The sequence below is a fragment of the Pseudomonas crudilactis genome, from assembly GCF_013433315.1.
Classification (GTDB): domain Bacteria; phylum Pseudomonadota; class Gammaproteobacteria; order Pseudomonadales; family Pseudomonadaceae; genus Aquipseudomonas; species Aquipseudomonas crudilactis.
Map to the genome: position 1 here is coordinate 1 of NZ_WXVV01000018.1, position 25,140 is coordinate 25,140.

The 25,140-nt window shown below is 59.5% G+C and carries 23 protein-coding genes; 16 read left to right on the top strand and 7 right to left on the bottom strand.

The features are described from left to right. The 5 genes from GTU76_RS19495 to tauD all read left to right on the top strand — a co-directional run. The coding region (locus GTU76_RS19495) for an integrase core domain-containing protein (RefSeq protein ID WP_180699365.1) at positions 1-343 on the top strand (343 nt) is incomplete at its 5' end. Positions 344-662: 319 nt separating this feature from the next. After that, a complete protein-coding gene (gene tauA / locus GTU76_RS19500; protein ID WP_180699366.1) occupies positions 663-1,640 on the top strand; it encodes a taurine ABC transporter substrate-binding protein in 978 nt (325 codons plus the stop codon). Between the two features lie 16 nt (positions 1,641-1,656). After that, positions 1,657-2,451 (top strand): taurine ABC transporter ATP-binding subunit, encoded by a 795-nt coding sequence (tauB, locus tag GTU76_RS19505; RefSeq protein WP_180699367.1) that lies wholly within the window; start codon positions 1,657-1,659, stop codon positions 2,449-2,451. Beyond that, positions 2,448-3,287, top strand: a complete 840-nt coding sequence (gene tauC / locus GTU76_RS19510) for a taurine ABC transporter permease TauC (protein ID WP_180699368.1) — start codon at positions 2,448-2,450, stop codon at positions 3,285-3,287. Before tauB ends, tauC begins: the two co-directional genes overlap by 4 nt. 144 nt (positions 3,288-3,431) lie before the next feature. Further along, complete coding sequence (tauD, locus tag GTU76_RS19515; RefSeq protein ID WP_175552876.1) at positions 3,432-4,274, top strand: taurine dioxygenase; 843 nt, start codon at positions 3,432-3,434, stop codon at positions 4,272-4,274. A gap of 198 nt (positions 4,275-4,472) precedes the next feature. Here the strand turns inward: tauD and mgrA are convergent, their stop codons facing one another. The 3 genes from mgrA to GTU76_RS19530 form a co-directional block, all read right to left on the bottom strand. Further along, complete coding sequence (gene mgrA / locus GTU76_RS19520) at positions 4,473-5,510, bottom strand: L-glyceraldehyde 3-phosphate reductase (RefSeq protein WP_016983660.1); 1,038 nt, start codon at positions 5,508-5,510, stop codon at positions 4,473-4,475. Positions 5,511-5,620: 110 nt separating this feature from the next. Next, the gene (locus GTU76_RS19525; protein WP_180699369.1) at positions 5,621-6,940 is read right to left on the bottom strand and encodes an LLM class flavin-dependent oxidoreductase; all 1,320 of its coding nucleotides are present in this window, start codon (positions 6,938-6,940) and stop codon (positions 5,621-5,623) included. 1 nt (position 6,941) lies between these two features. Beyond that, positions 6,942-9,167: a TonB-dependent receptor gene (locus tag GTU76_RS19530; RefSeq protein WP_180699370.1), complete on the bottom strand. Its 2,226-nt coding sequence runs from the start codon at positions 9,165-9,167 to the stop codon at positions 6,942-6,944. A gap of 205 nt (positions 9,168-9,372) precedes the next feature. Between GTU76_RS19530 and GTU76_RS19535 the strand changes: the two genes are divergently transcribed. Further along, entirely contained in the window at positions 9,373-10,410 is a 1,038-nt protein-coding gene (locus tag GTU76_RS19535) for a LacI family DNA-binding transcriptional regulator (RefSeq protein WP_180699371.1), read from the top strand. 5 nt (positions 10,411-10,415) lie between these two features. On the opposite strand, the gene GTU76_RS19540 is transcribed toward GTU76_RS19535, so the two are convergent. Together GTU76_RS19540 and GTU76_RS19545 are read right to left on the bottom strand one after the other, a co-directional pair. After that, positions 10,416-10,817 (bottom strand): type II toxin-antitoxin system HicB family antitoxin, encoded by a 402-nt coding sequence (locus tag GTU76_RS19540; protein ID WP_246376085.1) that lies wholly within the window; start codon positions 10,815-10,817, stop codon positions 10,416-10,418. A 59-nt stretch (positions 10,818-10,876) separates the two neighbouring features. Further along, the gene (locus GTU76_RS19545; RefSeq protein WP_026000492.1) at positions 10,877-11,059 is read right to left on the bottom strand and encodes a type II toxin-antitoxin system HicA family toxin; all 183 of its coding nucleotides are present in this window, start codon (positions 11,057-11,059) and stop codon (positions 10,877-10,879) included. Positions 11,060-11,442: 383 nt separating this feature from the next. Between GTU76_RS19545 and GTU76_RS19550 the strand changes: the two genes are divergently transcribed. After that, positions 11,443-11,703: a hypothetical protein gene (locus GTU76_RS19550; RefSeq protein ID WP_034151866.1), complete on the top strand. Its 261-nt coding sequence runs from the start codon at positions 11,443-11,445 to the stop codon at positions 11,701-11,703. A 25-nt stretch (positions 11,704-11,728) separates the two neighbouring features. Here GTU76_RS19550 and betT read toward each other — a convergent pair whose 3' ends face one another. Together betT and epsC are read right to left on the bottom strand one after the other, a co-directional pair. After that, positions 11,729-13,690, bottom strand: coding sequence for a choline transporter BetT (gene betT / locus GTU76_RS19555; RefSeq protein WP_171057266.1), 1,962 nt, complete (start codon positions 13,688-13,690; stop codon positions 11,729-11,731). 584 nt (positions 13,691-14,274) lie between these two features. Further along, positions 14,275-15,201 carry a serine O-acetyltransferase EpsC gene (gene epsC / locus GTU76_RS19560; protein WP_016983653.1) on the bottom strand — a complete coding sequence of 309 codons (927 nt, stop codon included), beginning with the start codon at positions 15,199-15,201 and terminating at the stop codon, positions 14,275-14,277. A gap of 190 nt (positions 15,202-15,391) precedes the next feature. On the opposite strand from epsC, the gene GTU76_RS19565 reads away from it, so the two are divergent. The 9 genes from GTU76_RS19565 to GTU76_RS19605 all read left to right on the top strand — a co-directional run bounded on the left by GTU76_RS19565 (position 15,392) and on the right by GTU76_RS19605 (position 25,140). Continuing rightward, the gene (locus tag GTU76_RS19565) at positions 15,392-16,384 is read left to right on the top strand and encodes a D-cysteine desulfhydrase (protein ID WP_016983652.1); all 993 of its coding nucleotides are present in this window, start codon (positions 15,392-15,394) and stop codon (positions 16,382-16,384) included. 286 nt (positions 16,385-16,670) lie between these two features. After that, positions 16,671-17,471 carry a cystine ABC transporter substrate-binding protein gene (gene tcyJ, locus GTU76_RS19570; RefSeq protein WP_016983651.1) on the top strand — a complete coding sequence of 267 codons (801 nt, stop codon included), beginning with the start codon at positions 16,671-16,673 and terminating at the stop codon, positions 17,469-17,471. Next, the gene (tcyL, locus tag GTU76_RS19575; protein WP_016983650.1) at positions 17,471-18,136 is read left to right on the top strand and encodes a cystine ABC transporter permease; all 666 of its coding nucleotides are present in this window, start codon (positions 17,471-17,473) and stop codon (positions 18,134-18,136) included. The genes tcyJ and tcyL overlap by 1 nt, the downstream gene beginning before the upstream one ends. Positions 18,137-18,140: 4 nt before the next feature. Further along, positions 18,141-18,890: an L-cystine ABC transporter ATP-binding protein TcyN gene (gene tcyN / locus GTU76_RS19580; RefSeq protein WP_016983649.1), complete on the top strand. Its 750-nt coding sequence runs from the start codon at positions 18,141-18,143 to the stop codon at positions 18,888-18,890. A gap of 474 nt (positions 18,891-19,364) precedes the next feature. Beyond that, positions 19,365-20,129 carry a hypothetical protein gene (locus tag GTU76_RS19585; protein ID WP_180699373.1) on the top strand — a complete coding sequence of 255 codons (765 nt, stop codon included), beginning with the start codon at positions 19,365-19,367 and terminating at the stop codon, positions 20,127-20,129. A gap of 267 nt (positions 20,130-20,396) precedes the next feature. Continuing rightward, positions 20,397-21,638: an SfnB family sulfur acquisition oxidoreductase gene (locus tag GTU76_RS19590; RefSeq protein ID WP_180699374.1), complete on the top strand. Its 1,242-nt coding sequence runs from the start codon at positions 20,397-20,399 to the stop codon at positions 21,636-21,638. 20 nt (positions 21,639-21,658) lie between these two features. Further along, complete coding sequence (locus tag GTU76_RS19595; RefSeq protein WP_016983646.1) at positions 21,659-22,852, top strand: SfnB family sulfur acquisition oxidoreductase; 1,194 nt, start codon at positions 21,659-21,661, stop codon at positions 22,850-22,852. After that, positions 22,852-24,210: an LLM class flavin-dependent oxidoreductase gene (locus tag GTU76_RS19600; protein ID WP_180699375.1), complete on the top strand. Its 1,359-nt coding sequence runs from the start codon at positions 22,852-22,854 to the stop codon at positions 24,208-24,210. Before GTU76_RS19595 ends, GTU76_RS19600 begins: the two co-directional genes overlap by 1 nt. Before the next feature lie 120 nt (positions 24,211-24,330). Continuing rightward, positions 24,331-25,140 carry a MetQ/NlpA family ABC transporter substrate-binding protein gene (locus tag GTU76_RS19605; RefSeq protein ID WP_016983644.1) on the top strand — a complete coding sequence of 270 codons (810 nt, stop codon included), beginning with the start codon at positions 24,331-24,333 and terminating at the stop codon, positions 25,138-25,140.

Consider the following 25,140-nt stretch of genomic DNA (forward strand, 5'->3'; position numbering starts at 1 on the left):
TCGAGCGTTAAAGATGGCTTTCGAGTCGCGAGGACGCCCTGAAAACCTAATGTTTCATTCGGATCAGGGCTGTCATTACAGCAGTAAAGTATTTCGTGAAACCCTGGCGGATATGCGCATAAAACAAAGCATGAGTCGACGAGGAAACTGCTGGGATAACGCGCCGATGGAGCGTTTCTTTGGCAGTTTGAAATCTGAATGGATACCCAAGACAGGCTACCGAAACGAAGACGAGGCCAGTACCGATGTGTTGCGCTACCTGACCCATTATTACAATCGGATCAGGCTGCACAGTCACAATGGCTACCGAACTCCGGTGGACATGGAGGCCCTGGCGGCATGAAAAAGGGTAAAACCCTATAACCGTGTCCAGTATCGTTTGACCAGATCAACCGTGTTGTCAGTTCGAGCTACACCGACCTGAACGACCAAGTCGAACTCAGGATTTGAAAAGCCCCCGATCTGCTCCCTTTCCCCCTCTCCCATTGGGAGAGGGCTGGGGTGAGGGGCTGGATCTCAATGACACAACTTTTCTCGAACACATCTCCCGCTTAGATTTTTCCGCTCATAAGCTCATTCTAAAAAGTTATTTATTTACCGATTCTTAGATCATTTAGTCTCCTTTCACGCCGACGCTCGGTCGCCTGATATGGAGCTGTCCAATGAAACTGAATTTCCCGCTTCGCCTGCTCGCCGCAGCCTCTCTGGCTGCCGCGAGTTTTCTGGCTCAGGCCGCCGACCTCACCGTCGCCTACCAAACTACTGTTGACCCGGCGAAAGTCGCCCAGGCCGACGGCGCTTACGAAAAAGCCACCCAAGCCGATATCGCCTGGCGCAAGTTCGACAACGGCGCCGACATCATCGCCGCCATCGCCTCCGGTGACGTGCAGATCGGCTATCTCGGCTCGAGCCCACTGACCGCCGCGATCACGCGCAAAGTCCCGGTCGAAACGTTCCTCATCGCCACCCAGATCGGCGCCGCTGAAGCACTGGTCGCCCGTGACGGTTCCGGCATCAAGACCCCGCAGGATCTGATCGGCAAGAAAATCGCCGTGCCATTCGTGTCCACCGGACACTACAGCCTGCTCGCGGCGCTGAAGCACTGGAACATCGACCCGTCGAAAGTCACCGTGCTCAACCTCGCGCCACCGGCGATCATCGCCGCATGGAAACGCGGTGACATCGACGCCACCTACGTGTGGGATCCGGCCCTCGGTGTGGCCAAGGAAAACGGCAAAGTGCTGATCACCTCCGGCGAGCTGGCCAAGTTTGGCGCGCCAACCTTCGATGCGTGGATCGTGCGTAAAGACTTTGCCGAGAAGCACCCGGAAATCGTCACTGCATTCGCCAAAGTCACCCTCGACGCCTACGCCGATTACCGCAAAGACCCGAAAGCCTGGCTCGCCGATCAATCCAACGTCGACAAACTGGTGAAACTCTCCGGCGCCAAGGCCAGCGATATTCCGTTGCTGCTGCAAGGCAACGTTTACCCGCTGGCGGCTGACCAGGTCGTCACCCTCGGCGCGCCGACCACCAAAGCCATCACCGACACCGCCGCGTTCCTCAAGGAGCAAGGCAAGGTCGAAGCCGTTCTGCCGGACTACGCGCCGTACGTCAGCGCCAAATACATCACCAATTGATCGGGAGTTAACTGCGATGGCCTTGCTACAGCTGGAGCGCATCAGCGCACAGTACCCGGGCAGCCCGACACCGGTGCTGGCGGATATTTCTCTGACCCTGGGGCCTCAGCAATTGCTGGTTGCCCTCGGCCCGTCTGGCAGTGGCAAGACCTCGCTGTTGAACCTGATTGCCGGTTTCGTCGAACCGAGCGCCGGGCGCATCACCCTCGACGGCGTGCCGGTCAAAGGCCCGAGCGCCGAACGGGGCGTGGTGTTCCAGGATGACGCCTTGTTGCCTTGGCAGGATGTGTTGGCCAACGTCGCGTTCGGTCTCGAACTGGCCGGTGTCGCCAAAGACAAACGTGAAAAGATTGCCCGCGAAATGCTCGCACTGGTTGATCTTTCCGGTTTCGAAAGCCGCCGTATCTGGCAACTCTCCGGTGGCCAGAAACAACGCGTCGGCCTCGCCCGCGCCCTCGCCGCTGACCCACGCGTATTGCTGATGGACGAACCCTTCGGCGCCCTCGATGCGTTCACCCGCGAACAGATGCAGGAGCTGTTGCTGCAAGTCTGGCAGCGCACGGCCAAGCCGGTTTTCCTGATTACCCACGACATTGAAGAAGCGGTGTTCCTCGCCACTGACCTGATTCTGCTCGCGCCGAACCCGGGGCAGATCGTTGAGCGCCTGCAGCTGGATTTCGGTCAGCGTTACGCCGCTGGCGAGTCCGCCCGCGCGATCAAATCCGATCCGCGCTTTATCGAAACCCGCGAACACGTGCTGAGCAAAGTGTTCTCGCAACGCAGCGCCGGGCAACGGCAGGAGCGCGCATGAGCAGTTACGACGTTTCCTCGGCTGCGGTAAAACCGGTCAGCGCTTCGACGGCGATACCCGTGCGCCGTAGCCTCAGCACGCGCTGGATCAGCCTGCTGACCTTGGTTGCATTGTTGGCGATCTGGTGGGCGGTCACCGCCACCGGAATGATCGAACCGCTGTTCCTGCCGCCACCGTCCGCCGTGCTGCAAAAGGGCTGGTTGCTGGCGACCACTGGGTACATGGATTCAACGTTGTGGCAGCACCTCGGTGCAAGCCTGAGCCGCATCGGTCTGGGCCTCGGTTTCGCGATTCTGACCGCCGTGCCCGTGGGCATTGCCATCGGCGCCAATCGCATTGCCCGCGGCGTGCTTGATCCGCTGATCGAGTTCTACCGCCCTATTCCACCGCTGGCTTATCTGCCGCTGATCGTGATCTGGTGCGGTATCGGCGAGTTGTCGAAAGTGCTGCTGATCTATCTGGCGATTTTCGCGCCGATTGCGATTGCTACCGCCACCGGTGTGCGTACGGTTGATCCAGCGAAATTGCGTGCGGCGCAGTCGTTGGGCGCGACGCGTTTGCAGCTGATTCGTCATGTGATTTTGCCGAGCGCCCTGCCGGACATTCTCACCGGCGTGCGCATTGGTCTGGGCGTTGGTTGGTCGACCTTGGTCGCGGCGGAACTGATCGCGGCCACCAGCGGCTTGGGCTTTATGGTGCAGTCGGCCGCGCAGTTCCTCGTCACCGACGTGGTGGTGCTGGGGATTCTGGTCATCGCGCTGATCGCCTTCGCCATGGAAATGGGCCTGCGCGCCCTGCAGCGCAAACTGGTGCCGTGGCACGGCCAGGCCCACTGACACATCCCGTTTTTGAATCCCCGTGTAGGAGCTGCCGCAGGCTGCGATCTTTTGATCTTGTTTTTAAAAAGATCAAGATCAAAAGATCGCAGCCTGCGGCAGCTCCTACAGGGAGGTGGTTATCCGGAATTTAAGAGAAAGACCATGAGCAACCTGAACATCACCCCATTAAGCTCAGCCCTAGGCGCACAGATCAGCGGCGTCGACATCAGCCAGCCGCTGAGCCTGGAACACCGCGACGCGATCGAGCAGGCGCTGCTCAAATATCAGGTTTTATTCTTCCGCAATCAGCCAATCGAGCCACCGCAACAGGCGCGTTTCGCTGCGTACTTTGGTGACCTGCACATTCACCCGATCTACCCGAACGTACCGGAACAACCGGAAGTGCTGATCCTCGACACCGCCGTCACCGACGTGCGCGACAACGCGATCTGGCACACCGACGTGACCTTCCTGCCAACCCCGGCGATGGGCGCGGTGCTCAGCGCCAAGTTGCTGCCGGAGTTCGGTGGCGACACGTTGTGGGCCAGCGGCATTGCCGCGTATGAAGCGCTGTCGGCGCCGCTGAAAGGTTTGCTTGAAGGCCTGACCGCGACTCACGATTTCACTCGCTCGTTTCCGCTGGAGCGCTATGGCAACACGCCTGAAGCGTTGGCACAGTGGGAAGAGGCACGACGCAAGAATCCACCGCTGTCGCACCCGGTGATTCGTACGCATCCGGTCAGCGGGCGGCGCTCGTTGTTCGTCAATGAAGGCTTCACCTCGAAGATCAATGAGCTGTCGGAAACCGAGAGCGAGGCGATTCTGAAGTTTCTGTTCGCCCATGCGACGCGGCCGGAATTCACCATTCGCTGGCGCTGGCAGCAGGACGATATTGCGTTCTGGGATAACCGCGTGACACAGCATTACGCAGTGGATGATTACCGCCCGGCGCGGCGGGTGATGCAACGGGCGACGGTGTTGGGGGATGTGCCGTTTTTTCGTTGAGCCTTGAACAGCAAAAGCCCCTCACCCTAACCCTCTCCCGGAGGGAGAGGGGACTGATTGGGGGATGCTGTAGATATTCGCCGACCTGAATGTGCTTTGCTGAATCCATAATCGACTCGGTTTTTCAGGTCGATGTATGGCTACAGACACCTCGGTCGGATCCCTCTCCCTCTGGGAGAGGGCTGGGGTGAGGGTGACTTACTCCGCCGTCGAAGGCTTCTCCCAAAGATTGATCCCGCCCTCCTGGGCAAACCGGTCAATCTCCGCCAGCTCTTCAGCACTGAAACTCAAATTCTTCAACGCCCCGACGTTCTCGATAATCTGCTCCGGTCGGCTCGCACCAATCAGCGCAGAAGTCACCCGTGGATCCCGCAGCGTCCACGCCAGCGCCAGTTGCGCCAGGCTCTGACCGCGACGCTTGGCAATCTCGTTCAGCGCGCGCACGTGAGCGATGTTGGCCTCGGACAAGTGCGAGGCCTGCAACGAACCTCCGCCCGGACGATTGACCCGCGCATCCGCCGGTACGCCGTTGAGGTATTTGTCGGTGAGCAGACCTTGCGCCAGCGGGGTGAACGCAATCACGCCGGTGCCGAGTTCATCGGTGGTATCGAGCAGGTCTTTTTCCACCCAACGATTGAGCAAGTTGTAGGCCGGCTGATGAATCAGCAGCGGCACTTTCCACTCTTTGAGCAGCGCCGCCATCTCACGGGTTTTCACCCCGGAATACGACGAGATGCCGATGTACAACGCCTTGCCCTGCTGCACGGCAGTGGCGAGGGCACTGGCGGTTTCTTCCAGCGGGGTGTCCGGGTCGAAGCGGTGCGAATAGAAGATATCCACATAGTCCAGACCCAGGCGTTGCAGGCTCTGGTCGAGGCTGGCCAGCACGTATTTGCGCGAGCCGCCACCCTGACCGTAAGGGCCGGGCCACATGTCCCAACCGGCCTTGCTGGAGATGATCAGCTCGTCGCGGTACTGCTTGAAGTCTTCGCGCAGCAGACGACCGAAATTGATCTCGGCGCTGCCGTACGGCGGGCCGTAGTTGTTGGCCAGGTCGAAGTGGTTGATGCCCAGGTCAAACGCAGTGCGCAGCAAGGCGCGTTGGGTGTCGATCGGCGTGCTGTCGCCAAAGTTGTGCCACAGGCCCAACGACAGCGCCGGCAACACCAGACCGCTGCGCCCGACGCGGCGGTAAGGGATGGAGTCATAGCGGTTTTCGGCAGCGGTGTAAGTCATCGAATCCTCTCTTGTCTGTCTTGAATGGGGTGTCGACTGCTTCGCGAGCAAGCTCGCTCCCACCTTTGGAATGCATTTCCCTGTGGAAGCGAACTTGCTCGCGAAGGGTGTTACACAAATCGATTGCCGGGTCGGGCCAGGCCAAGGTTCTCGCGCAACGTCCGGCCCTCATACTCCGTTCTGAACAGCCCACGCCGTTGCAGTTCCGGGACCACGCCATTGGCGAAGTCTTCAAGCCCGCCTGGCAGGTGCGGCACCAGCACGTTGAAGCCGTCCGCAGCGCCCTGTTCGAACCATTCCTGCAAGCGATCAGCGATCTGCTCCGGCGTACCGACCAGGCTGTAATGCCCGCGTCCGCCAGCAATCTTGCGACCCAGTTCGGCAAGGCTAAGGTTCTCCCGCCCCGCCAACTCAGTGAGCAATTTCTGCCGGCTCCGCTGGCCGCTTTCCGTCAGCGGCAACTCAGGCAACGGACCGTCCAGCGGGTACTTCGACAAATCGAAGCTGCCCAGCATACGCCCAAGCAAGGCGACGCCAACCTCGGGTTCGACTAATTGCTGAAACGTTTCACATTTTTCCTGCGCCTCGGCTTCGGTACGGCCGACGACGACAAAAACTCCGGGCATGATTTTCAGCGAATCGGTGCTGCGACCGTACTTGGGCAGACGTCCCTTGAGGTCGGCGTAAAACGCCTGAGCGTTAGCCAATGAAGTTTGCGCGGTGAACACCACTTCAGCCGTCTGCGCGGCCAACTCGCGTCCGGTTTCGGAGGATCCCGCCTGCACGATCACCGGTTGCCCCTGCGGTGAACGCGCGACGTTCAGCGGGCCTTTGACCCGGAAGTGGTCGCCGACGTGATCCAGCACATGCAGTTTCGCAGGGTCGTAATACGCCCCGCTGGCCTTGTCGCGAATGAAGGCATCATCCTCCCAGCTGTCCCAAAGCCCGGTCACCACCTGATGAAACTCGCGGGCTCGGCCGTAGCGTTCGGCATGGCCGATATGTTCGTCGCGTCCGAAATTCAGCGCTTCGGCAGCGTTGTCTGAGGTCACCAGATTCCACCCCGCTCGCCCTCCCGAAAGATGATCAAGCGAAGCGAATTTGCGCGCCACGTGATACGGCTCGTTGTAACTGGTGGTCGCCGTGGCGATCAGGCCGATGTGCTCGGTCACTGCACTCAGTGCCGAGAGCAACGTCAGCGGTTCAAAGTGATCGGAGCGCGCCATGCGACTGGCGATGTCCTGGGTCGGCGCGGCAACACTGTCAGCAACAAACAACGCATCGAACTTCGCCGCCTCGGCAATCTGCGCCAGCCGCTTGTAATGGGCGAAATCCAGACCCGCATTGGCCGGCACATCAGGATGACGCCACGCCGCCACGTGGTGCCCGGTGGCCATAAGGAACGCGCCGAGTTTCAACTGTCTGCTCATCTCAGAAATCCTTGCGCAGTTGCACGCCAAAGTAGCGCTCGTCGTCCCGTGGCACAGCGCGATAGATGTAGTTGCCACCGCTGGCAAGCAACGGCGAGTAAGACTTGTCGGTGAGGTTCTTGCCCAGCAGCGCGACGCGCCAGCCATTGCTGTAATCGGCCAGCGCAACACTGGCGTTCCATAGACCGTAGGCGCCCTGCTTGGTGTCGGCGTTCTGGCTGATGTCGTACTGCACTTCGCTCTGCCAGCTGTAGTCGGTGCCGAGTTCGATATCCAGACCGTTATCCAGCGGGATCGTGTAGTCGGCGCGCACGTAGCTTTTCCAGTCCGGGCTGAACGGCAGCGGTTTGCCGTTGACGTTGCACGATGCCGCCGCGCCCGCCGGGCAGGCGAACTCGTCGATGCGTGCGCGGGTGTAGGCCAGCGCGCCGGACAGTTTCAATTGTTGGGTGGCCTGCAGGGCGTAATCGAGCTCGACGCCTTCGGTGCTGACGCTGCCGGCGTTGATCAATCGCGTCACCACTTGGCCGGCGACGGTGTCGAAGAAGTTCGCCTGATAGTTGTCGTACTCGCTGTGGAACACCGCGAGGTTGGTGGTCAGGCGATTGTTCCAGGACGTGGCTTTGATCCCGGCTTCCCAGGTGTTCGAGGTCTCCGGCTTGAGCGCTTCGGTATCGCGCGGCTGCATATTGAAGAACACGTTGTAGGCCGGCCCTTTATAGCCGCGCGAGTAGGTCAGGTAAGTGGTGACCGCATCGCTCAAATCGTATTGCACACCGAGGCGCCCGGACCAACCGTCTTCGTCCACCGAACCGGAACTGCTGGTGGCCGGTTGGATGCCGCTGACGGTGGTCGCCGAAGTCGAGACGCGGCGGTGATCGTATTCGAGATCATCGTGGGTGTAGCGCAGGCCGGCGATGCCGCGAAAGTCGGAGGTGAAGTTCAGCGTGCTCTCGCCGAACACGGCGTAACTGTCGCTGGTGGTGCTGTAATTGGCGACGCCACGGTCACTGCGCGTGGTCGTTGTCAGCGTGCGCTGATAGGTCTCGTCGTCCTTACCGTGCATGTAGAACAGGCCGCCGACGTACTCGAGGAATTCACCCTTCGGCGAGGCCAAACGCAGCTCTTGCGAATATTGATCGAAGGCCAGATCGCCCTTGTCCGCCGTGCCGGGAAACGCTGCGGTCACGGTGCCGAGACGGTCGCCATCCTGATACTGAGTATTGTCCCAGCCGCGCCACGCGGTAATCGACGTCAGGGTGTAATCGCCCAACTGCCAGTCGAGCTGGCCGGACAAACCTTTGTTGATGTCCTCGACGTGTGAACGGGTGTCGGTGTTGATGTCACGGTTGTGGCTGGTCGCATTGACCGGGCTTAGCGCGTTGGCGAAGGCCGGGGTCAGCGACTTGCTGACGACACCGTTGGGGCCGTCGTCGTGGGACTGCATGTAGTCGGCGATCAGCGTAAAAGTGACGTCGTCATTCGGGGTGAACTCGAGTTTGCCGCGCACGCCGCGATGGTTGTAGCCGTTGACCTCCTGACCGTTATGTTCGTTATCGACGTTGCCGTCGTAGGTGCCGAACAGCGTGCTGATCGAGCCTTTCAACGTGTCCGGAATCAGGCTGCCACCAATGCCGAAACGGGTGCGGCTTTCGTTGCCGCTGTAGTACGACTGATCGATGTAGCCGTGAGTCTCGGCGGTCGGTGCTTTGCTGGTGATATTGAGTACACCGGCCGAGGCGTTTTTGCCGAACAGCGTGCCTTGCGGGCCGCGCAGCACTTCGACGCGCTCCAGATCCAGCAAGTCGAGAGTCGATTGGCCGGGACGCGCGTAGACCACGCCGTCGATCACCGTCGCCACGGTCGGCTCGACGCCAGGTGAGGTGGAAATGGTGCCGACGCCGCGCACGAACAACGAGGTGTCCTTGTTCGACGCGCCGGTGCGAAAGTTCAGCGACGGCACCTGCTGGACGATGCTCGCTACGCCGTTGCGGTTGTCGCGCTCCAGTTGTTCGCCATCGATGACCGAAACCGCGACCGGTACTTTTTGCAGCGACTCTTCGCGGCGGGTGGCAGTGACTGTCACCGACTTCAGTGTCGGCTCTTGCTCGCTGCTATCAGCGGCGAATGCATTGGGCAGCGGCAGCGCCGCCAATCCCGTGAATAACCAGCCAGCGGCGCGAATCGATTGCGTCAGTGTGTGTGTCGCCCCAGGAATATTGTGCATGTTTGCCCGCTCGAAATTGGCCCTTAACCGCTGCCGCTCTGCGACGACAGCGCCTGAATCGGTGTCTTGGGCATTCGCTCGAGCGAGTAGCAGACAGCGCGCCTTGTTAGCGCTACCATCGACAGTATTGGCAAGCCGCACATAGAGCGTCCAATACTGAAAAATTACTTTTATATGCGATTTGGTTTTTAAGAAGGATCGAGCCTTGAGCGAAGAAAAACCGCGCAAACGTCGTGGCGCCGGACGTGTGACCCTGAATGCCGTGGCGCGTGAGGCCGGGGTTTCGGCGATTACCGTGTCGCGCTATTTCAATCAGCCCGAACAGGTTTCGCCCGAGCGCCGCGAACGGATTGCGGCGGTGGTGGCGGAGTTGGGTTACGTGCCGAATCTGGTGGCCGGCGGGCTGGCATCGGCGCGGGGAAAGATCGTCGGCATGGTGATCCCGAACATCTCCGGTCCGATCTTCGCCAATACCATTCAAGGCTTCAGCGATACGCTCAGTCGTTATGGCTATCAGCTGTTGCTGGCGTCGAGTTACTTCAGCACTGAACAAGAAGAAAACGCCGTGCGTGCGTTTCTCGGCTGGTCGCCAGCGGCGCTGGTGCTGACCAGTCACTTTCACAGTGCGGGCACGGAAAAGATGATCGCCGAGGCGGATGTTCCGGTGATCGAGACGTGGGATTACCAGCCGGAGCGTGAGCCGATGCAGATCGGTTTTTCGCATTTCGAGGTGGGCGTGACGGCGGCGAAGTATCTGCTGGGAAAAGGCTATCGACGCATTGCGTTCGTGCAGAACAGCGCAACGGGAGACTTCAGCGCCCTGGAGCGCCGCGACGGTTACGCGGCGACCTTGCGAGAGTCCGGCCTGGAGCCGTGGGTATTCGCCCCTGACGCTGACCGCGCACCATTCGAGGCCGGCAAACAGGCGATGGACGCCTTGATGAACACCTCACCGCGCCCCGACGCGATCATCTTCGCCAACGACAACCTCGCCGCCGGCGGCCTGCTCGCCGGGCAACGCGCCGGTATGAAAATCCCCAATGACTGCGCCGTTCTCGGCTTCGGCGACTACCCCTTCGCCGAGATGCTGCTGCCCAGCCTGAGCACCATCAAACCACCGGCGCTGGAGATCGGTGTACTCGCCGCAACACGCGTGCTGGAAAGCCTTGGCGTGTTGCCGAGCGACGAAGTGCAACGTCTGAACCTGCTGCAGTGCCAAGTCATCGAACGGGAAAGTACCTGACTTCGCTATACCGACAGTTCGCGCAAGGCGGCCGCCGCGAGAAATCCGGAACGGGATCGATAGCGCTGGTCCCGGCGGACTGTCTGGTCAATACGCTCAAGCAACTGCTCCGGCAGCGTGGCGTTAAAACACACTGACTTGCCGAAATACGGGGTGATATCAAAATCGACCACGCCCCAGATCCCTCCCGCGTAATCCGGGTTATCGAGATGAGCATCAATGTCCCGCACTTGCGGTAACGGCGCGCTGTCGGCGACCAACCCCTCATAGTGAAGCGCCAATGCCTCCTGAGTATTTTCAAACGCCTCAGCGACCGTAGTGCCTGCGGAGAAACAACCCGGGACATCCGGGATGATCACTCCGTAGTCTGAGTCGGCATCCTTGTGCAGAACGACCGGGAATTTCATATGAGTGAATCCTTCCTCTGACAGGCCCATAAAACGGCCTTCGTTTCCAATAACGGGCCTCATTTCAAGCCCGCCTGTTTCAAAATGCTGTTGATCGTGCCCTTGGGCAGATCCGAATCAGGGTGCTTGATCGTCACCCTTCCTGGCTTGTGCGGATGCTTGTATTGGTGATGGCTGCCTTTCACCGCCACGAGATACCAACCATCGTCTTCGATCATCCTGATCATTTCCCGACTGCGCATTTCCTTTGCCCTGTTCGACAGCTAGAGCCATTTACTCTAGAGGGCGCAGGAGCCTTTGATACACACGATACACACTCAGATAAATATTAGCTCACTGAACAATCTCTCGGTTATGGGGCAGATCAACGGCAGGCTTGGGCCAGCAAGAAAAACACGTCGCCGGCCAAACTCTCTGTAAGGGTCGCAAAATATGTCCAATAGAGATGTGGCGGGACTGGCTATGCTCTAAAGAACACCGAGGTGGCCCTTTCGCGAGCAGGCTCGCTCCCACAGGGATTTCCTGTGTACATGAAATTTATGTCCAGCCGAGATCCATTGTGGGAGCGAGCCTGCTCGCGAAAGCGATCCTTCAGGCAATGCACCTCCATCAGGCAGAACCCGCCATGCACACCGCCATCATCATCTTCTTCGGCCTGGTCCTGCTCGCGCTGATGCTCTACATCGGCGAGCGCATCGGCTTCAGTCGCCAGACCATGGCCTACGGCTTCGCCGCCCTGTGGCTGGCATTGACGGTGATTAATGGCGCGGTGGGCGTGGTGCATGCGGGCCAGCCGCTAGGTTCGGAAATAGCGATTGGCAGTGCGGTATTCGGCGTGCCGATGGCGGCGATGGTGTTGTTCATGGTACTGAGCGCCGAGTCATAAAAACGTCCCGACGCTCAACTCCCGATCAACGCACCAGATGCAGGAACTGCATGTGGCGTTCGTACTGGTCGAGGATGTCGTTGATGATCTGCTCTTTGGTGTAGCCGACCAGATCGTAGTCCTGACTGCCCTCGCTCAGGTGCACTTCAGCTCGATAGTAGCGACGATTGTTGAGCTGCTTCGAGCCCATCCCGCCACGCGCGAACGACGGCGTGAAGTAGCCGCGCATCTGCACCTGATAGATGAACGGATGCGCATCACCATGGCCGATTTCGAGGCTGACGCTGTCATTTGCCGGATCCGGCTGGGTGACCACGTTCAGGCCTTTCTCGACGAACACCGCCGTCACTTCTTCAATTGCCGGGCGTACCGTGGTGTCCATGAAGCGGTACACCTCGTCACGTGACGGGAAGTGCACAGCCTGACTCAGACGCTGTCGCCAGCCCCCCGTGCCACGCCGCGAACCGGAGACCGGTGCCAGCGAATGCAACTGCGCGATCTGCTTCTGCGACTCCAGATAGAACGCCTTGTGCAGGCCCCACATCATCAGCAGCAGAATCAGCGAGAACGGCAACGAGGTCAGCACCACCGCTGACTTCAGCGCATCGATACTGCCGGAGAACAGCAGTGCGCTGGTGATCAGTGCAGTCATCGCGCCCCAGAACACCCGCAGCCATTTCGGCCCGTCTTCGTCCGGGCTACCGCCCTTGGCCGACAAAGTCGAAAGCACCACGGTGCCGGAGTCGGCAGAGGTGACGAAGAACACGAAGCTGATGAACACTGTCACGGCAATGACGGTTTTGCTCCACGGGTAGGTTTCCAGCAGCAGGTAAATACTCATCGACGGGTTGTCGAGGGCCGACATGCCCAGCGCGCTCATACCGTGGTTGAGGACCTGATCGATGGCACTGTTGCCGAAGATCGACATCCACGCGAGGGTAAAACCGAGCGGAATCAACAGCACGCCGAAGACGAACTCACGGATGGTGCGGCCACGGGAAATCCGGGCGATGAACAGGCCCACGAACGGCGACCATGCAATCCACCAGGCCCAGTAAAACACCGTCCAGCCGCCGAGCCAGTCGCTTGGCTTGTCGTAGGCGTAGAGGTCGAAGCTCTTCATCGGCAAGGCACCGAGGTAGTCGCCGATGTTCTGGATCAAGGTGTTGAGCAGGTGCTGGGTGGGCCCGGCGAACAACACGAACAGCAGCAGCGCGCAGGCCAGCAGCATGTTGATGTCGGACATCACCCGCACGCCTTTGTCGACGCCGGAGACAGCCACGATAATCGCCGCGCCCATCATCAGCGTGATCAGGCCGACCTGAATCCACTGGGTGTGAGCGATGCCGAACAGGTAGTCGAGACCCGAATTGAGGTGCAGCACGCCGAAGCCCATGTCGGCGCCCAGACCGAACACCGTGGCAATGATGCCGAAGCCATCCACCGCGTAACCGATGGGGCCGTTGATGCGTTTGCCGATCAGCGGATACAGCGCCGAGCGCAGCGCCAGCGGCAGGTTGTGGCGGTAGGCGAAATAGGCCAGCGCCATGCCGACAAAGGCGAACACGCCCCAGCCATGCAGGCCCCAATGCAGAAACAGAATCTGCATCGCCTGACGCGCCGCGTCCGCCGTGCCGGCCTCGCCTTGCGGCGGCTGCAGCATGTGGGTCAGCGGCTCAGAGACGCAGAAGAAAAACAGCGTGATGCTGATCCCGGCGGCGAACAGCATGCCGGCCCAGGACAGGTAACTGAATTCGGGTTCGTCGTGGTCGGCACCGAGTTTTATCTTGCCGTAGCCAGATAAGGCGGTGACCACCACGAAGACCAGATACAGCGTCATCGCGAGCATGTAGTACCAGCCGACCGTGTTGGCCGCCCAGTTTTGCGCTTCCAGCAGCCAGGCGCCGGCCTGTTCAGGCATGGCGATGACGACGAGACCAAACAGCAGAATGACCGTCGCGGCGAAGTAGAACACCGGCGGATTCATGCGTACCAGACCGCTGGCGGGGGTGGACGATGCACTCATGAAACGTGCACCTCGAGGGGTTGAAACGTGGCTGAAATGATCGGACTCAGCAAAGGCAAGCCTCCTGTTGTGAGCGGGCAGCGAACCACCGGTTTAACTTGAATGAACGTTCAAGTTAAACATGGATGGGGTGGTAAGGACTAATCGTACGGCTAGGCGGTAGTTTTCCTACGCTAGCTCAAGGATGGGTATGACGCGGGTTTGAGGGTATTCGTTCAATAGCCCCTCACCCTAACCCTCTCCCAAAGGGAGAGGGAACTGATTGGGGGGATATTGGGGAGATACGCCGACGTGATCCTGCTGTACCGAATCCAGAATCGACTCGGTATTTCAGGTCGATGTATAACGCAAGACACTTCGGTCGGCTGCCTCTCCCAAAGTGAGAGGGGCTGATTGGGGAATATTTGAGAGATACGCCGACGTGATGCATCTGTACCGAATCCAGAATCGACTCGGTGTTTCAGGTCGATGTATGACGCAAGACACTTCGGTCGGCCCCCTCTCCCTCCGGGAGAGGGCTGGGGTGAGGGTCAGCTTTTAAAGCCCTATTTCTGCGTCCCGTCATCATGCTGCAAATTCGCCTGGGTCAGATTGCACCCCGCCGGCACGCTGCGCGTCAGCCACACATTGCCACCAATGGTCGAACCTTTGCCAATGGTAATCCGCCCAAGAATCGTCGCCCCGGCATAAATCACCACATCATCCTCAACGATCGGATGGCGCGGATGGCCCTTCTGCAACTGGCCGTCTTCATCCGCAGGGAAGCGCTTGGCGCCCAACGTCACCGCCTGATAAATCCGCACGCGCTCGCCAATGATCGCGGTCTCACCGATCACCACGCCCGTGCCGTGGTCGATAAAGAAACTACGGCCGATCTGCGCACCCGGATGGATATCGATACCGGTCGCCGAATGGGCGATTTCCGCGCTGATCCGCGCCAGCAACGGCAACCCGGCGCGATACAAATGGTGCGCCAGGCGATGGTGAATCACCGCCAGAATCCCCGGATAGCACAGCAGCACTTCATCGACACTGCGCGCTGCCGGATCACCGTGATAGGCCGCCAGCACATCGGTGTCGAGCAGCGTACGCAAGCCCGGCAATGCGAGGGCAAAATCCTGCACGATCTGAATCGCGCGGGCCTCGACTTCGGTGTCAGCCTGCGCACTGTGGCGGGCGACGTAACGCAGCTCCAGGCGGGTCTGCGCCAACAACGCATTCAGCGCCACATCCAAGGTGTGACCGACGTAAAAATCCTCACTCTCTTCACGCAGATCCACCGGCCCCAGACGCATCGGGAACAGCGCACCACACAGCGCTTCAAGAATCTCCGCCATCGCTGCCCGCGACGGCAACTCGCGACCACCCTGCTCGCCGGATGCCCGGCCGTTCTGTGCCCGCCACTGATCCCGCGCGCTGCGCAGTTGACTGACGATGGTCTGCAATTGCCAATGGCTGGAACGCTCGCTCACGGTAAAGACTCCTCACGGGCGGCCGGACTGTCTGGCCGCGTCAACGGCGCCTACTTTACGGCATGCTCGCGAGGGCGAATTAAGAACCGATAGTGCTGGGCTCAGTTCATTTGGCTATAAGCGATTCACGGTTGCCCGGGTAAAAGCACGTGCCTATAGTCCTTCCATCTTCCTCCGCCAGTACGGACTCATGATCAAACAACAGCTGGACCGCTTTAACCGCCTCGACCTGCTCGGGCACCCGACGCCGCTGGAAAAACTCGAACGACTGTCCGCCTGGCTCGGCCGCGAGGTGTACATCAAACGTGATGATCTGACGCCGCTGGCCATGGGTGGCAACAAGCTGCGCAAGCTCGAATACCTCGCCGCTGACGCTCTCGCGCAAGGCGCCGATACGCTAGTTACCGCCGGTGCTCTGCAATCGAACCACGTTCGTCAAACCGCCGCACTCGCCGCCAAACTCGGTCTCGGCTGTGTGGCGTTGCTGGAAAATCCGCTGGGCACTGACGACAGCAATTACACCGGCAACGGCAACCGCCTGCTGCTGGATCTGTTCGATACCAAAGTCGAACTGGTCGACAACCTCGACAACGCCGACGAACAACTCGCGGCCCTCGCCGTACGTTTGCGCAGCAACGGCAAGAAGCCGTATCTGGTGCCAATCGGTGGCTCGAATGCGCTCGGTGCGTTGGGTTATGTGCGCGCCGGTCTGGAGCTCGCCGAACAGATCAAGGACACCGGCCTGAATTTCGCCGCGGTAGTGTTGGCCTCAGGCAGTGCCGGCACTCACAGCGGTCTGGCATTGGCGTTGAGCGAAGTGCTGCCGCAACTACCGGTGATTGGCGTGACCGTTTCGCGCAGTGAAGAAGATCAGCGGCCGAAGGTTCAAGGACTTGCGGAACGCACGGCAGAGCTGCTCGGCGCCGAACTGCCGGCCAGTTTCAAGGTCGAGTTGTGGGACGAATACTTTGGCCCGCGTTATGGCGAGCCGAATGCCGGGACGTTGGCGGCGGTGAAGCTGCTGGCGAGTCAGGAAGCAGTGTTGCTGGATCCGGTTTATACCGGCAAGGCGATGGCGGGATTACTGGACGGGATCGGGCGTCAGCGTTTTGATGAGGGGCCGATCATTTTCTTGCACACCGGCGGCGCGCCGGCGTTGTTTGCCTATAGGGATTTTTTGTAAGAGCAAGATCAAAAGATCGCAGCCTGCGGCAGCTCCTACACGGGATTACCTGTAGGAACTGCCGCAGGCTGCGATCTTTTTCCACAGACGCTGCATATTCCAATAAAGAATATCATTTTCAATATTAAGTATTTTCAAGTCTAACGCAGACACCTTATAGTCTCGCCGCAGGCGAATTTCGCGAGAGACGCATAAGCTGCTTTAAGGCAGGATAGCGCTGTCGTCCGAATCACCCATTCGCCAACTTTCCTTTAGCGTCTTCCATAAGAAAACACAGGGGCTCGTCATGAATTTTTCCGCACTACGTCGCAATCTGCTGGTGGGTTCGCTGGGCCTGGCGCTGAGCGCAGGTCTGATCGGCCAGGCAGTGGCCGGTGAGCAGCTGCAACAGATCAAGGACAAAGGCGTTATCAACGTCGGCCTGGAAGGCACTTATCCACCGTTCAGCTTCGTCGATGCCGACGGCAAACTGTCCGGTTTCGAAGTCGAGCTTTCCGAAGCCCTGGCACAAAAACTCGGCGTCAAAGCCAAGGTTCAGCCAACCAAGTGGGACGGTATCCTCGCCGCGCTGGAATCCAAGCGTCTGGATGTCGTAGTCAACCAGGTGACCATCTCCGAAGAGCGCAAGAAGAAGTATGACTTCTCCGAGCCGTACACCGTTTCCGGGATTCAGGCGCTGGTGCTGAAGAGCAAAGAAGCCGCGCTGAACATCAAGACCGCCGCCGACCTGTCCGGCAAGAAAGTCGGTGTAGGCCTGGGCACCAACTACGAACAATGGGTCCGCGCCAACGTGCCGGGTGCCGACGTGCGCACCTACGACGATGATCCGACCAAGTTCGCCGACCTGAACAACGGCCGCACCGACGCCATCCTGATCGACCGTCTGGCCGCCCTGGAATACGCCAAGAAAGCGCCGAAAACCGTCGCCGCCGGTGAAGCCTTCTCCCGTCAGGAAGCTGGTATCGCCCTGCGCAAAGGCGAGCCTGAACTGCTGGCCGCGCTGAACAAGGCCCTCGACGAACTGCGTGCCGACGGCACCCTGAAGAAGCTGTCCGAGAAGTACTTCAACGCTGACGTCACTCAATAATGGAAGAAGCTTTCCAACTCGCACTGGACTCTGCGCCCTTCCTGCTCAAGGGCGCGTATTACACGGTAGTCCTCAGCCTCGGCGGCATGTTTTTCGGCCTGCTGCTGGGCTTTGGCCTGGCATTGATGCGCCTGTCGCGCTTCAGATCGGTCAGTTGGCTGGCACGCATCTACGTGTCGTTCTTTCGCGGCACGCCGCTACTGGTGCAACTGTTCGTGATCTATTACGGCTTGCCGCAATTGGGTCTCGAACTGGATCCGTTACCAGCAGCGCTGATCGGCTTCTCGCTGAACATGGCCGCGTACGCCTGTGAAATTCTGCGCGCCGCGATCGGTTCGATCGAGCGTGGTCAGTGGGAAGCGGCTGCGAGCATTGGCATGACCCGCGCGCAGACCTTGCGCCGGGCCATCCTGCCGCAAGCGATGCGCACGGCATTGCCGCCGCTGGGCAACAGCTTCATTTCGCTGGTCAAAGACACTGCTCTGGCAGCCACCATTCAAGTGCCGGAATTGTTCCGTCAGGCGCAGTTGATTACCGCCCGGACTTTCGAAGTCTTCACCATGTATCTTGCCGCCGCGCTGATCTACTGGATTCTGGCCACAGTGCTTTCGCACTTCCAGAACAAGTTGGAAGAGCGGGTCAATCGGCATGACCAGGAGTCCTGACCTGATGATTGTCGTGGAAAAACTGACCAAGCAATTCAAGGGTCAAGTCGTGCTCAACGGTATCGACCTCGAGGTCAAGGAAGGCGAGGTGGTCGCGATTATCGGCCCCAGCGGCTCGGGGAAAACGACGTTCCTGCGTTGCCTGAATTTCCTTGAACAACCCACCAGCGGCCGGATCAAGGTCGGCGATATCGAAATCGATACCAGTCGCCCGCTGAACCAGCAGCAAAGCCTGGTGCGCAATCTGCGCCAGCATGTGGGCTTCGTGTTCCAGAACTTCAATCTGTTCCCCCATCGCACTGCTTTGGAAAACGTCATCGAAGGCCCGATCGTGGTCAAGAAGATGCCGCGCGACGAGGCTGTTGGCCTGGGCAAGAAGCTGCTGGCCAAGGTCGGTCTTGCCGGTAAGGAAGACGCCTATCCGCGTCGCCTGTCCGGAGGTCAGCAACAGCGCGTAGCGATTGCCCGAGCGCTGGCGATGGAACCGGAAGTGATCCTGTTCGACGAGCCGACTTCGGCCCTCGACCCGGAACTGGTCGGTGAAGTGCTGGCAACCATTCGTGGCTTGGCGGAAGAGAAACGCACCATGGTGATTGTCACCCACGAAATGGGTTTTGCTCGCGATGTGGCCAACCGTGTAGTGTTCTTTGACAAAGGTGTGATCGTCGAACAAGGCGACGCCAAGGCATTGTTTGCCAATCCGAAAGAAGAACGCACTAAACAGTTTCTCAGCAAGTTTCTGAATCACGCCTGAGAACTTTCATTGCATCATCAAAAACTTCCACGGACGGAAGTTACCCCTATATAACTTCAGCATCAACCAATACCCCTGCCCAAACAAAAATTATCAGAAGCGCTACATATATATGTTCTGCAACAGATAATACCCGCCTGTCTTCCTCTCCGACTGACCTGACCATGCTCGAATGAATCTTGCGTAAAAACCGGCAAAACGCCCGAGGCACTGTGGCTTATTTCACTTGTAGGACTAGGCAAGACGTCATAGCGACGTAGGAAACTTCTGATTAATTCGTAATTCATGAATTAACTAATATCGTCTATTGACAGCTTATCCCGCGCACTCTTATCTAGTCGGCAACCGGCACCACTTAGTTCACCAAACCCGAATCCAACCTGAATAAAAGTTCAAAGCTTTATTGCCAGTTTATTCACGTCTTTTGTTCTTCCAGAAACGGACTTCGTTGCAAGGCTTCAAGGAGAGAAATCGATGACCCGCACTTCGCATACCCCCGAACTGGCAGCACCGACCCTGGCGCCAGCGCAAAAAACCGGCATCAATCTGACTGCCGCCGCACATTTGTTGGTCGATGTGTCGCCCTATCCCGATATGGATAGCGGCGACCTCATTGAGCTGTTCTGGAACAAATGCTACGTCGCTTCCAGGGTGCTGACGTCCGAGGACGTCGGCATGGCCGTCAGCCTGCGGGTGCCGGAGAGTTTCATCGCCAGCGGCACGGCGCGCGTCCACTACCGGGTGATGCAGGTGGGTCAGGGGCCGGCGTTATCGGCGGCGACGCGGGTTCAGGTCAAACTGGACTGCCCCGGCGGTCAGCCCTCGGCACTGAGCGCAGACGAAAACCAGCAACTGGCCCCCGTGACCATTCCCGACGCCATTCGCCGCCAGGGCGTGAATCCGAACCAGATCAAACGTGGCGTCCCTCTGACTATCGAGCCATACCTGAACATGGCTGAGGACGACGCCATTACCTTGCGCTGGGGTGATGTGCGCATGGATCTGGCGCCAGTCACTGCCGCAGATATCGGCTTGCCGATTCAGGTCTGGGTACCGCCAGCGGTGATTGTCGAAGCGGGTGAGGATCTGCGGCTGGACGTGACTTATTGCGTGATTGACCGAGTCGGCAATAACTCACGTTGGGCACCGCCCCGCACATTGAAGATCGGCTGTGTAAATCCTTATCTGAAAGTCCCTCTGAGGCAGGAACTCAAGGCGGCCGAATCGCGCAAGGCCTGATGCGCTTTGGTGGTGGCGGGGGTTCAGCCCCCTCACCTGAAAATTCTTAACCAACCCGACCATCACCCCTTCTATACATATTCCTAAAAGTTAGTTTATTTAATTTTTATACACGCTTAGGGTATATGAACCGGACCACCGGACATTCTTTCATTCGCCGCACTTTGCGGCGTTTTTCATGAGATGTGAGGTAGGTAGTATGGTCCGGAACACAATCACCCCAGTGCAGATCGCCAGGGCATTGCGTGCAGCCAAGGAGCGGCACTGATGTCCAGTCTGGCAGACGCAAACGTCCAGTCGGATCTGGACATCGCCCCGTTGTTGTTGCCCGCGCAGGTGTTGCGCAACGACGCCCAAGCCATCAAGGCCGCCCGTGAGCTGGCGCAAGCCGCCCGCGTGCAGGCCGCCAAGCGCGACCGCCAGCGCAAGCTGCCGTGGTCGGAAATCGAACAGTTCACCCGCAGCGGTCTGGGCAGCATTGCCATCCCGCGCGAATACGGCGGCCCGCAGGTGTCGTTCGTTACATTGGCCGAAGTTTTCGCAATCATTTCTGCGGCAGACCCGGCATTGGGACAGATCCCGCAGAACCAGTTCGGCATCATCAATCTGGTGCTCGGCAGCGCCACCGAAGCGCAGAAACAACAGCTGTTCCAGAGCGTTCTGGAAGGTTGGCGCATCGGCAATGCCGGCCCGGAACGCGGCACCAAAAACACCCTGGAACTGAAAGCGCGGATCACCGCCGACGGCGACGATTACGTGATCAACGGCCAGAAGTTCTATTCCACCGGAGCGCTATTTGCGCACTGGGTCGCGGTCAAGGCACTCAACGATGACGGCAAACAAGTGCTGGCCTTCGTCCGTCGCGGCACGCCGGGTTTGCGCATTGTTGATGACTGGTCGGGCTTCGGTCAGCGCACCACCGCCAGCGGTACGATTCTGCTGAACAACGTGCGTGTCGAATCGAGCCTGGTGGTCGACAACTGGAAGATCAACGAAACCCCGAACACCCAAGGCGCGGTGTCGCAGCTGATTCAAGCCGCGATCGACGCCGGCATCGCCCGTGGCGCCATTGATGACGCCATCGAGTTCGTCAAAACCCGCGCACGGCCGTGGATCGACGCAAAGGTTGATCGCGCCAGCGATGACCTCTATGTGATCGCCGATATCGGCAAACTGAAAATCGAACTGCACGCCGCCGAAGCGCTGCTGCGCAAGGCCGGGCAGGTTCTCGATCAAGTGCACGCCGCGCCGCTCACTGCCGAGTCCGCCGCCCGCGCTTCGATCGCCGTGGCCGAAGCAAAAGTGCTCACCACCGAGATCTCACTGCTCGCCAGCGAAAAGCTTTTCGAATTGGCCGGCAGCCGCGCGACCCTCGCCGAATTCAATCTCGACCGTCACTGGCGCAACGCCCGCGTGCACACGTTGCACGACCCGGTGCGCTGGAAATATCACGCGGTCGGCGCCTATCGCCTCAACGGCACTTTACCGGCTCGCCATTCCTGGATCTGACCAGACCTCTGGAGAAACCTATGACTTTTTCCCATCACGTCGCGGTCATCACCAGCGATGAGCAAGCCCTGATCGTCGCCAGCGACCTGGCCGAAGATTTCAAACGCGACAGCGCCGTCCGTGACCGCGAACGCCGCCTGCCACTGCCGGAACTCGATGTATTTTCCCGCTCCGGTCTATGGGGCATCAGCGTGCCCAAGGAATACGGCGGCGCTGGCGTCTCCAACGTAACTCTGGCCAAAGTCATTGCGCTGATCGCTCAGGCTGACGGCTCGCTCGGGCAGATTCCGCAGAACCATTTCTACGCGCTGGAAGTGCTGCGGGTGAACGGCAGCCACGCGCAAAAACGACGGCTGTACGCCGAGGTTCTCGCCGGCCAGCGCTTCGGCAATGCCCTGGCGGAACTGGGCACCAAAACCGCTCACGACCGCGTCACCAGTCTCAAGCGCGACGGTGACGGCTATCGCATTAACGGCCGCAAGTTCTATGCGACCGGCGCGATTTACGCACAGCGCATCCCTACTTCTGTGGTGGATGAAAACGGTGTGCAGCAACTGGCCTTTGTCCCGCGTGACAGCAAAGGCCTGACGGTGATCGACGACTGGAGCGGCTTCGGTCAGCGCACCACCGGCAGCGGTTCGGTGGTGTTCGAAGACGTGTACGTTGCGGCTGAAGACGTGCTGCCGTTTCAAAGTGCCTTCGAACGCCCGACCACTGTCGGCCCGTTGGCGCAGATCCTTCACGCCGCCATCGACACCGGCATCGCCCGCGCCGCTTACGAAGATGCCCTGCACTTTGTGCGCAGCAAGACGCGCCCGTGGATCGATTCCGGCAACGACAAAGCCACCGAAGATCCACTGACACTGAAAAGCTTCGGCCACTTGAGTATCCGCCTGCATGCCACCGAGGCCTTGCTTGAACGGGCCGGCGAATTCCTGGATGCCGCGCAGACTGAAACCAACGCTGACACGGTTGCGGCGGCCTCGATTGCCGTCGCCGAGGCCCGCGCGATCAGCACCGAAATTTCCCTCGCCGCCGGCAGCACACTGTTCGAACTGGCCGGCAGCCAAGCCACGCTGATCGAACACGGCCTCGACCGTCACTGGCGCAACGCTCGCGTACACACCCTGCACGATCCGGTGCGCTGGAAGTATCACGCGGTGGGCAACTACTACCTCAACGATGAAAACCCTCCGTTGCGAGGGACGATCTGATGAGCGCGGCAAAAAAGAAGATCCTGCTCAACGCGTTCAACATGAACTGCATCGGCCATATCAACCATGGCCTGTGGACGCATCCGCGCGACACCTCGACGCGCTACAACACCATCGAATACTGGACTGAACTGGCGCAGTTGCTGGAACGCGGACTCTTCGACGGGCTGTTCATCGCCGACATCGTCGGCGTGTATGACGTCTATCAGAACTCGGTCGACGTGCCGCTGAAAGAGTCGATCCAGCTGCCGGTCAACGATCCGCTGTTGCTGGTTTCAGCCATGGCTGCCGTGACCAAAAATCTCGGTTTCGGTCTGACCGCAAATCTCACTTATGAGCCGCCCTATCTGTTCGCCCGGCGCATGTCGACGCTCGATCATTTGAGCCGTGGCCGCGTCGGCTGGAACATCGTCACCGGTTATCTGGACAGCGCGGCCAAGGCCATGGGCCTGCGCGAACAAGTCGAGCATGACCGTCGTTACGATCAGGCCGACGAGTACCTGGAAGTGCTCTACAAACTCTGGGAAGGCAGCTGGGAAAACGGCGCGGTGCTCAACGACCGCGAGCAACGTATCTACGCCAACCCGGAGAAAGTGCACAAGGTCGAGCACAAGGGCGAGTTCTATCAGGTCGAGGGTTATCACCTCTGCGAGCCATCGCCACAGCGCACGCCAGTGCTGTTTCAGGCCGGCAGTTCCGATCGCGGTTTGCTGTTCGCCGGGCGCCATGCCGAGTGCGTGTTCATCAGTGGCCAGAACAAACCGTCGACCAAAGTTCAGGTCGACAAGGTCCGCGCCAGTGCAGTGGAGGCCGGGCGTAATCCTGAGGACATCAAGGTGTTCATGGGCCTTAACGTGATTGTCGGCGCGACCGAAGAGGCGGCATGGGCCAAGCACGCCGAGTACCTGAGTTACGCCAGTGCCGAAGCCGGCGTGGCGCATTTCTCGGCGTCGACCGGCATCGATTTTTCCCAGTACCAGATCGACGAACCGATCCAGTACGTGAAGAGCAACGCCATTCAGTCGGCGACGAAAAACCTGCAGAACAACGATTGGACCCGGCGCAAATTGCTCGACCAGCACGCCCTCGGTGGTCGTTACATCACCGTGGTCGGCTCGGCTGAGCAAGTGGCGGATGAGCTGGAATCGTGGGTTGCCGAGACCGGTCTGGACGGTTTCAACCTGACCCGGATCGTTACGCCGGAAAGCTACGTCGATTTCATTGAGCTGGTGATTCCCGAGTTGCAGCGGCGTGGGTCGTACAAGACCGCGTACGACACCGGCAGCTTGCGCGAGAAGCTGTTTCACGGTGCGGGGCAATTGCCCGAGCAACACACAGGCTCCGCGTTTCGCCGCTAAAAGCATCGCGAGCAGGCTCACTCCTACAGGGGAACGCATTCCAAATGTAGGAGTGAGCCTGCTCGCGATGAGGCCATAACAAACACCACAAATTTCATGCACTGACTGGAAAAACCCATCATGACCCAGAAAACCCTGTCCCACCCAGTCAAAGCACTGGCCCTGGCCCTCGGCCTGTTCAGCTCGGCCGTTTTCGCCGCCGACGCACCGTTGAAAATCGGCACCACCGCCGCCTTCGCCATCCCGCTGGAAGCTGCCGTTGAAGAGGCCTCCAAACAAGGCCTGAAAGTCGAGCTGGTTGAGTTCACTGACTGGATCGCGCCGAACGTCAGCCTCGCCGCTGGCGACATCGACGTGAACTACTTCCAGCACATCCCGTTCCTCGAAAACGCCAAGGCCGCTTCGGGTTTTGATCTGGTGCCATTCGCGCCGGGGATCATCAACAACGTCGGCCTCTATTCGAAAAAATACAAAAGCTTCGATGAACTGCCCGAAGGCGCCAGCGTTGCCATCGCCAACGACCCGATCAACAGCGGTCGCGGTCTGCAACTGTTGGCCAAGGCCGGTTTGATCACGCTGAAGCCGGGCGTCGGCTACAAAGCCACCGAAGATGACATTGTCGCCAACCCGAAAAAGATCAAGATTCTGCAGGTCGAAGCCGTGCAATTGGTGCGCGCCTATGACGACGCTGATCTGGTCCAGGGCTACCCGGCCTACATTCGTCTGGCGAAGACCTTCGATGCCGGTTCGGCGCTGCTGTTCGACGGCCTCGACCACAAGGAATACGTGATCCAGTTTGTTATCCAGCCGAAGAGCAAAACCGATCCGCGCCTGATCAAATTCGTCGACATCTACCAGCACTCGCCGGTGGTTCGCGCGGCACTGGATAAGGCCCACGGCAAGCTGTATCAAGCCGGTTGGGAAAGCTGA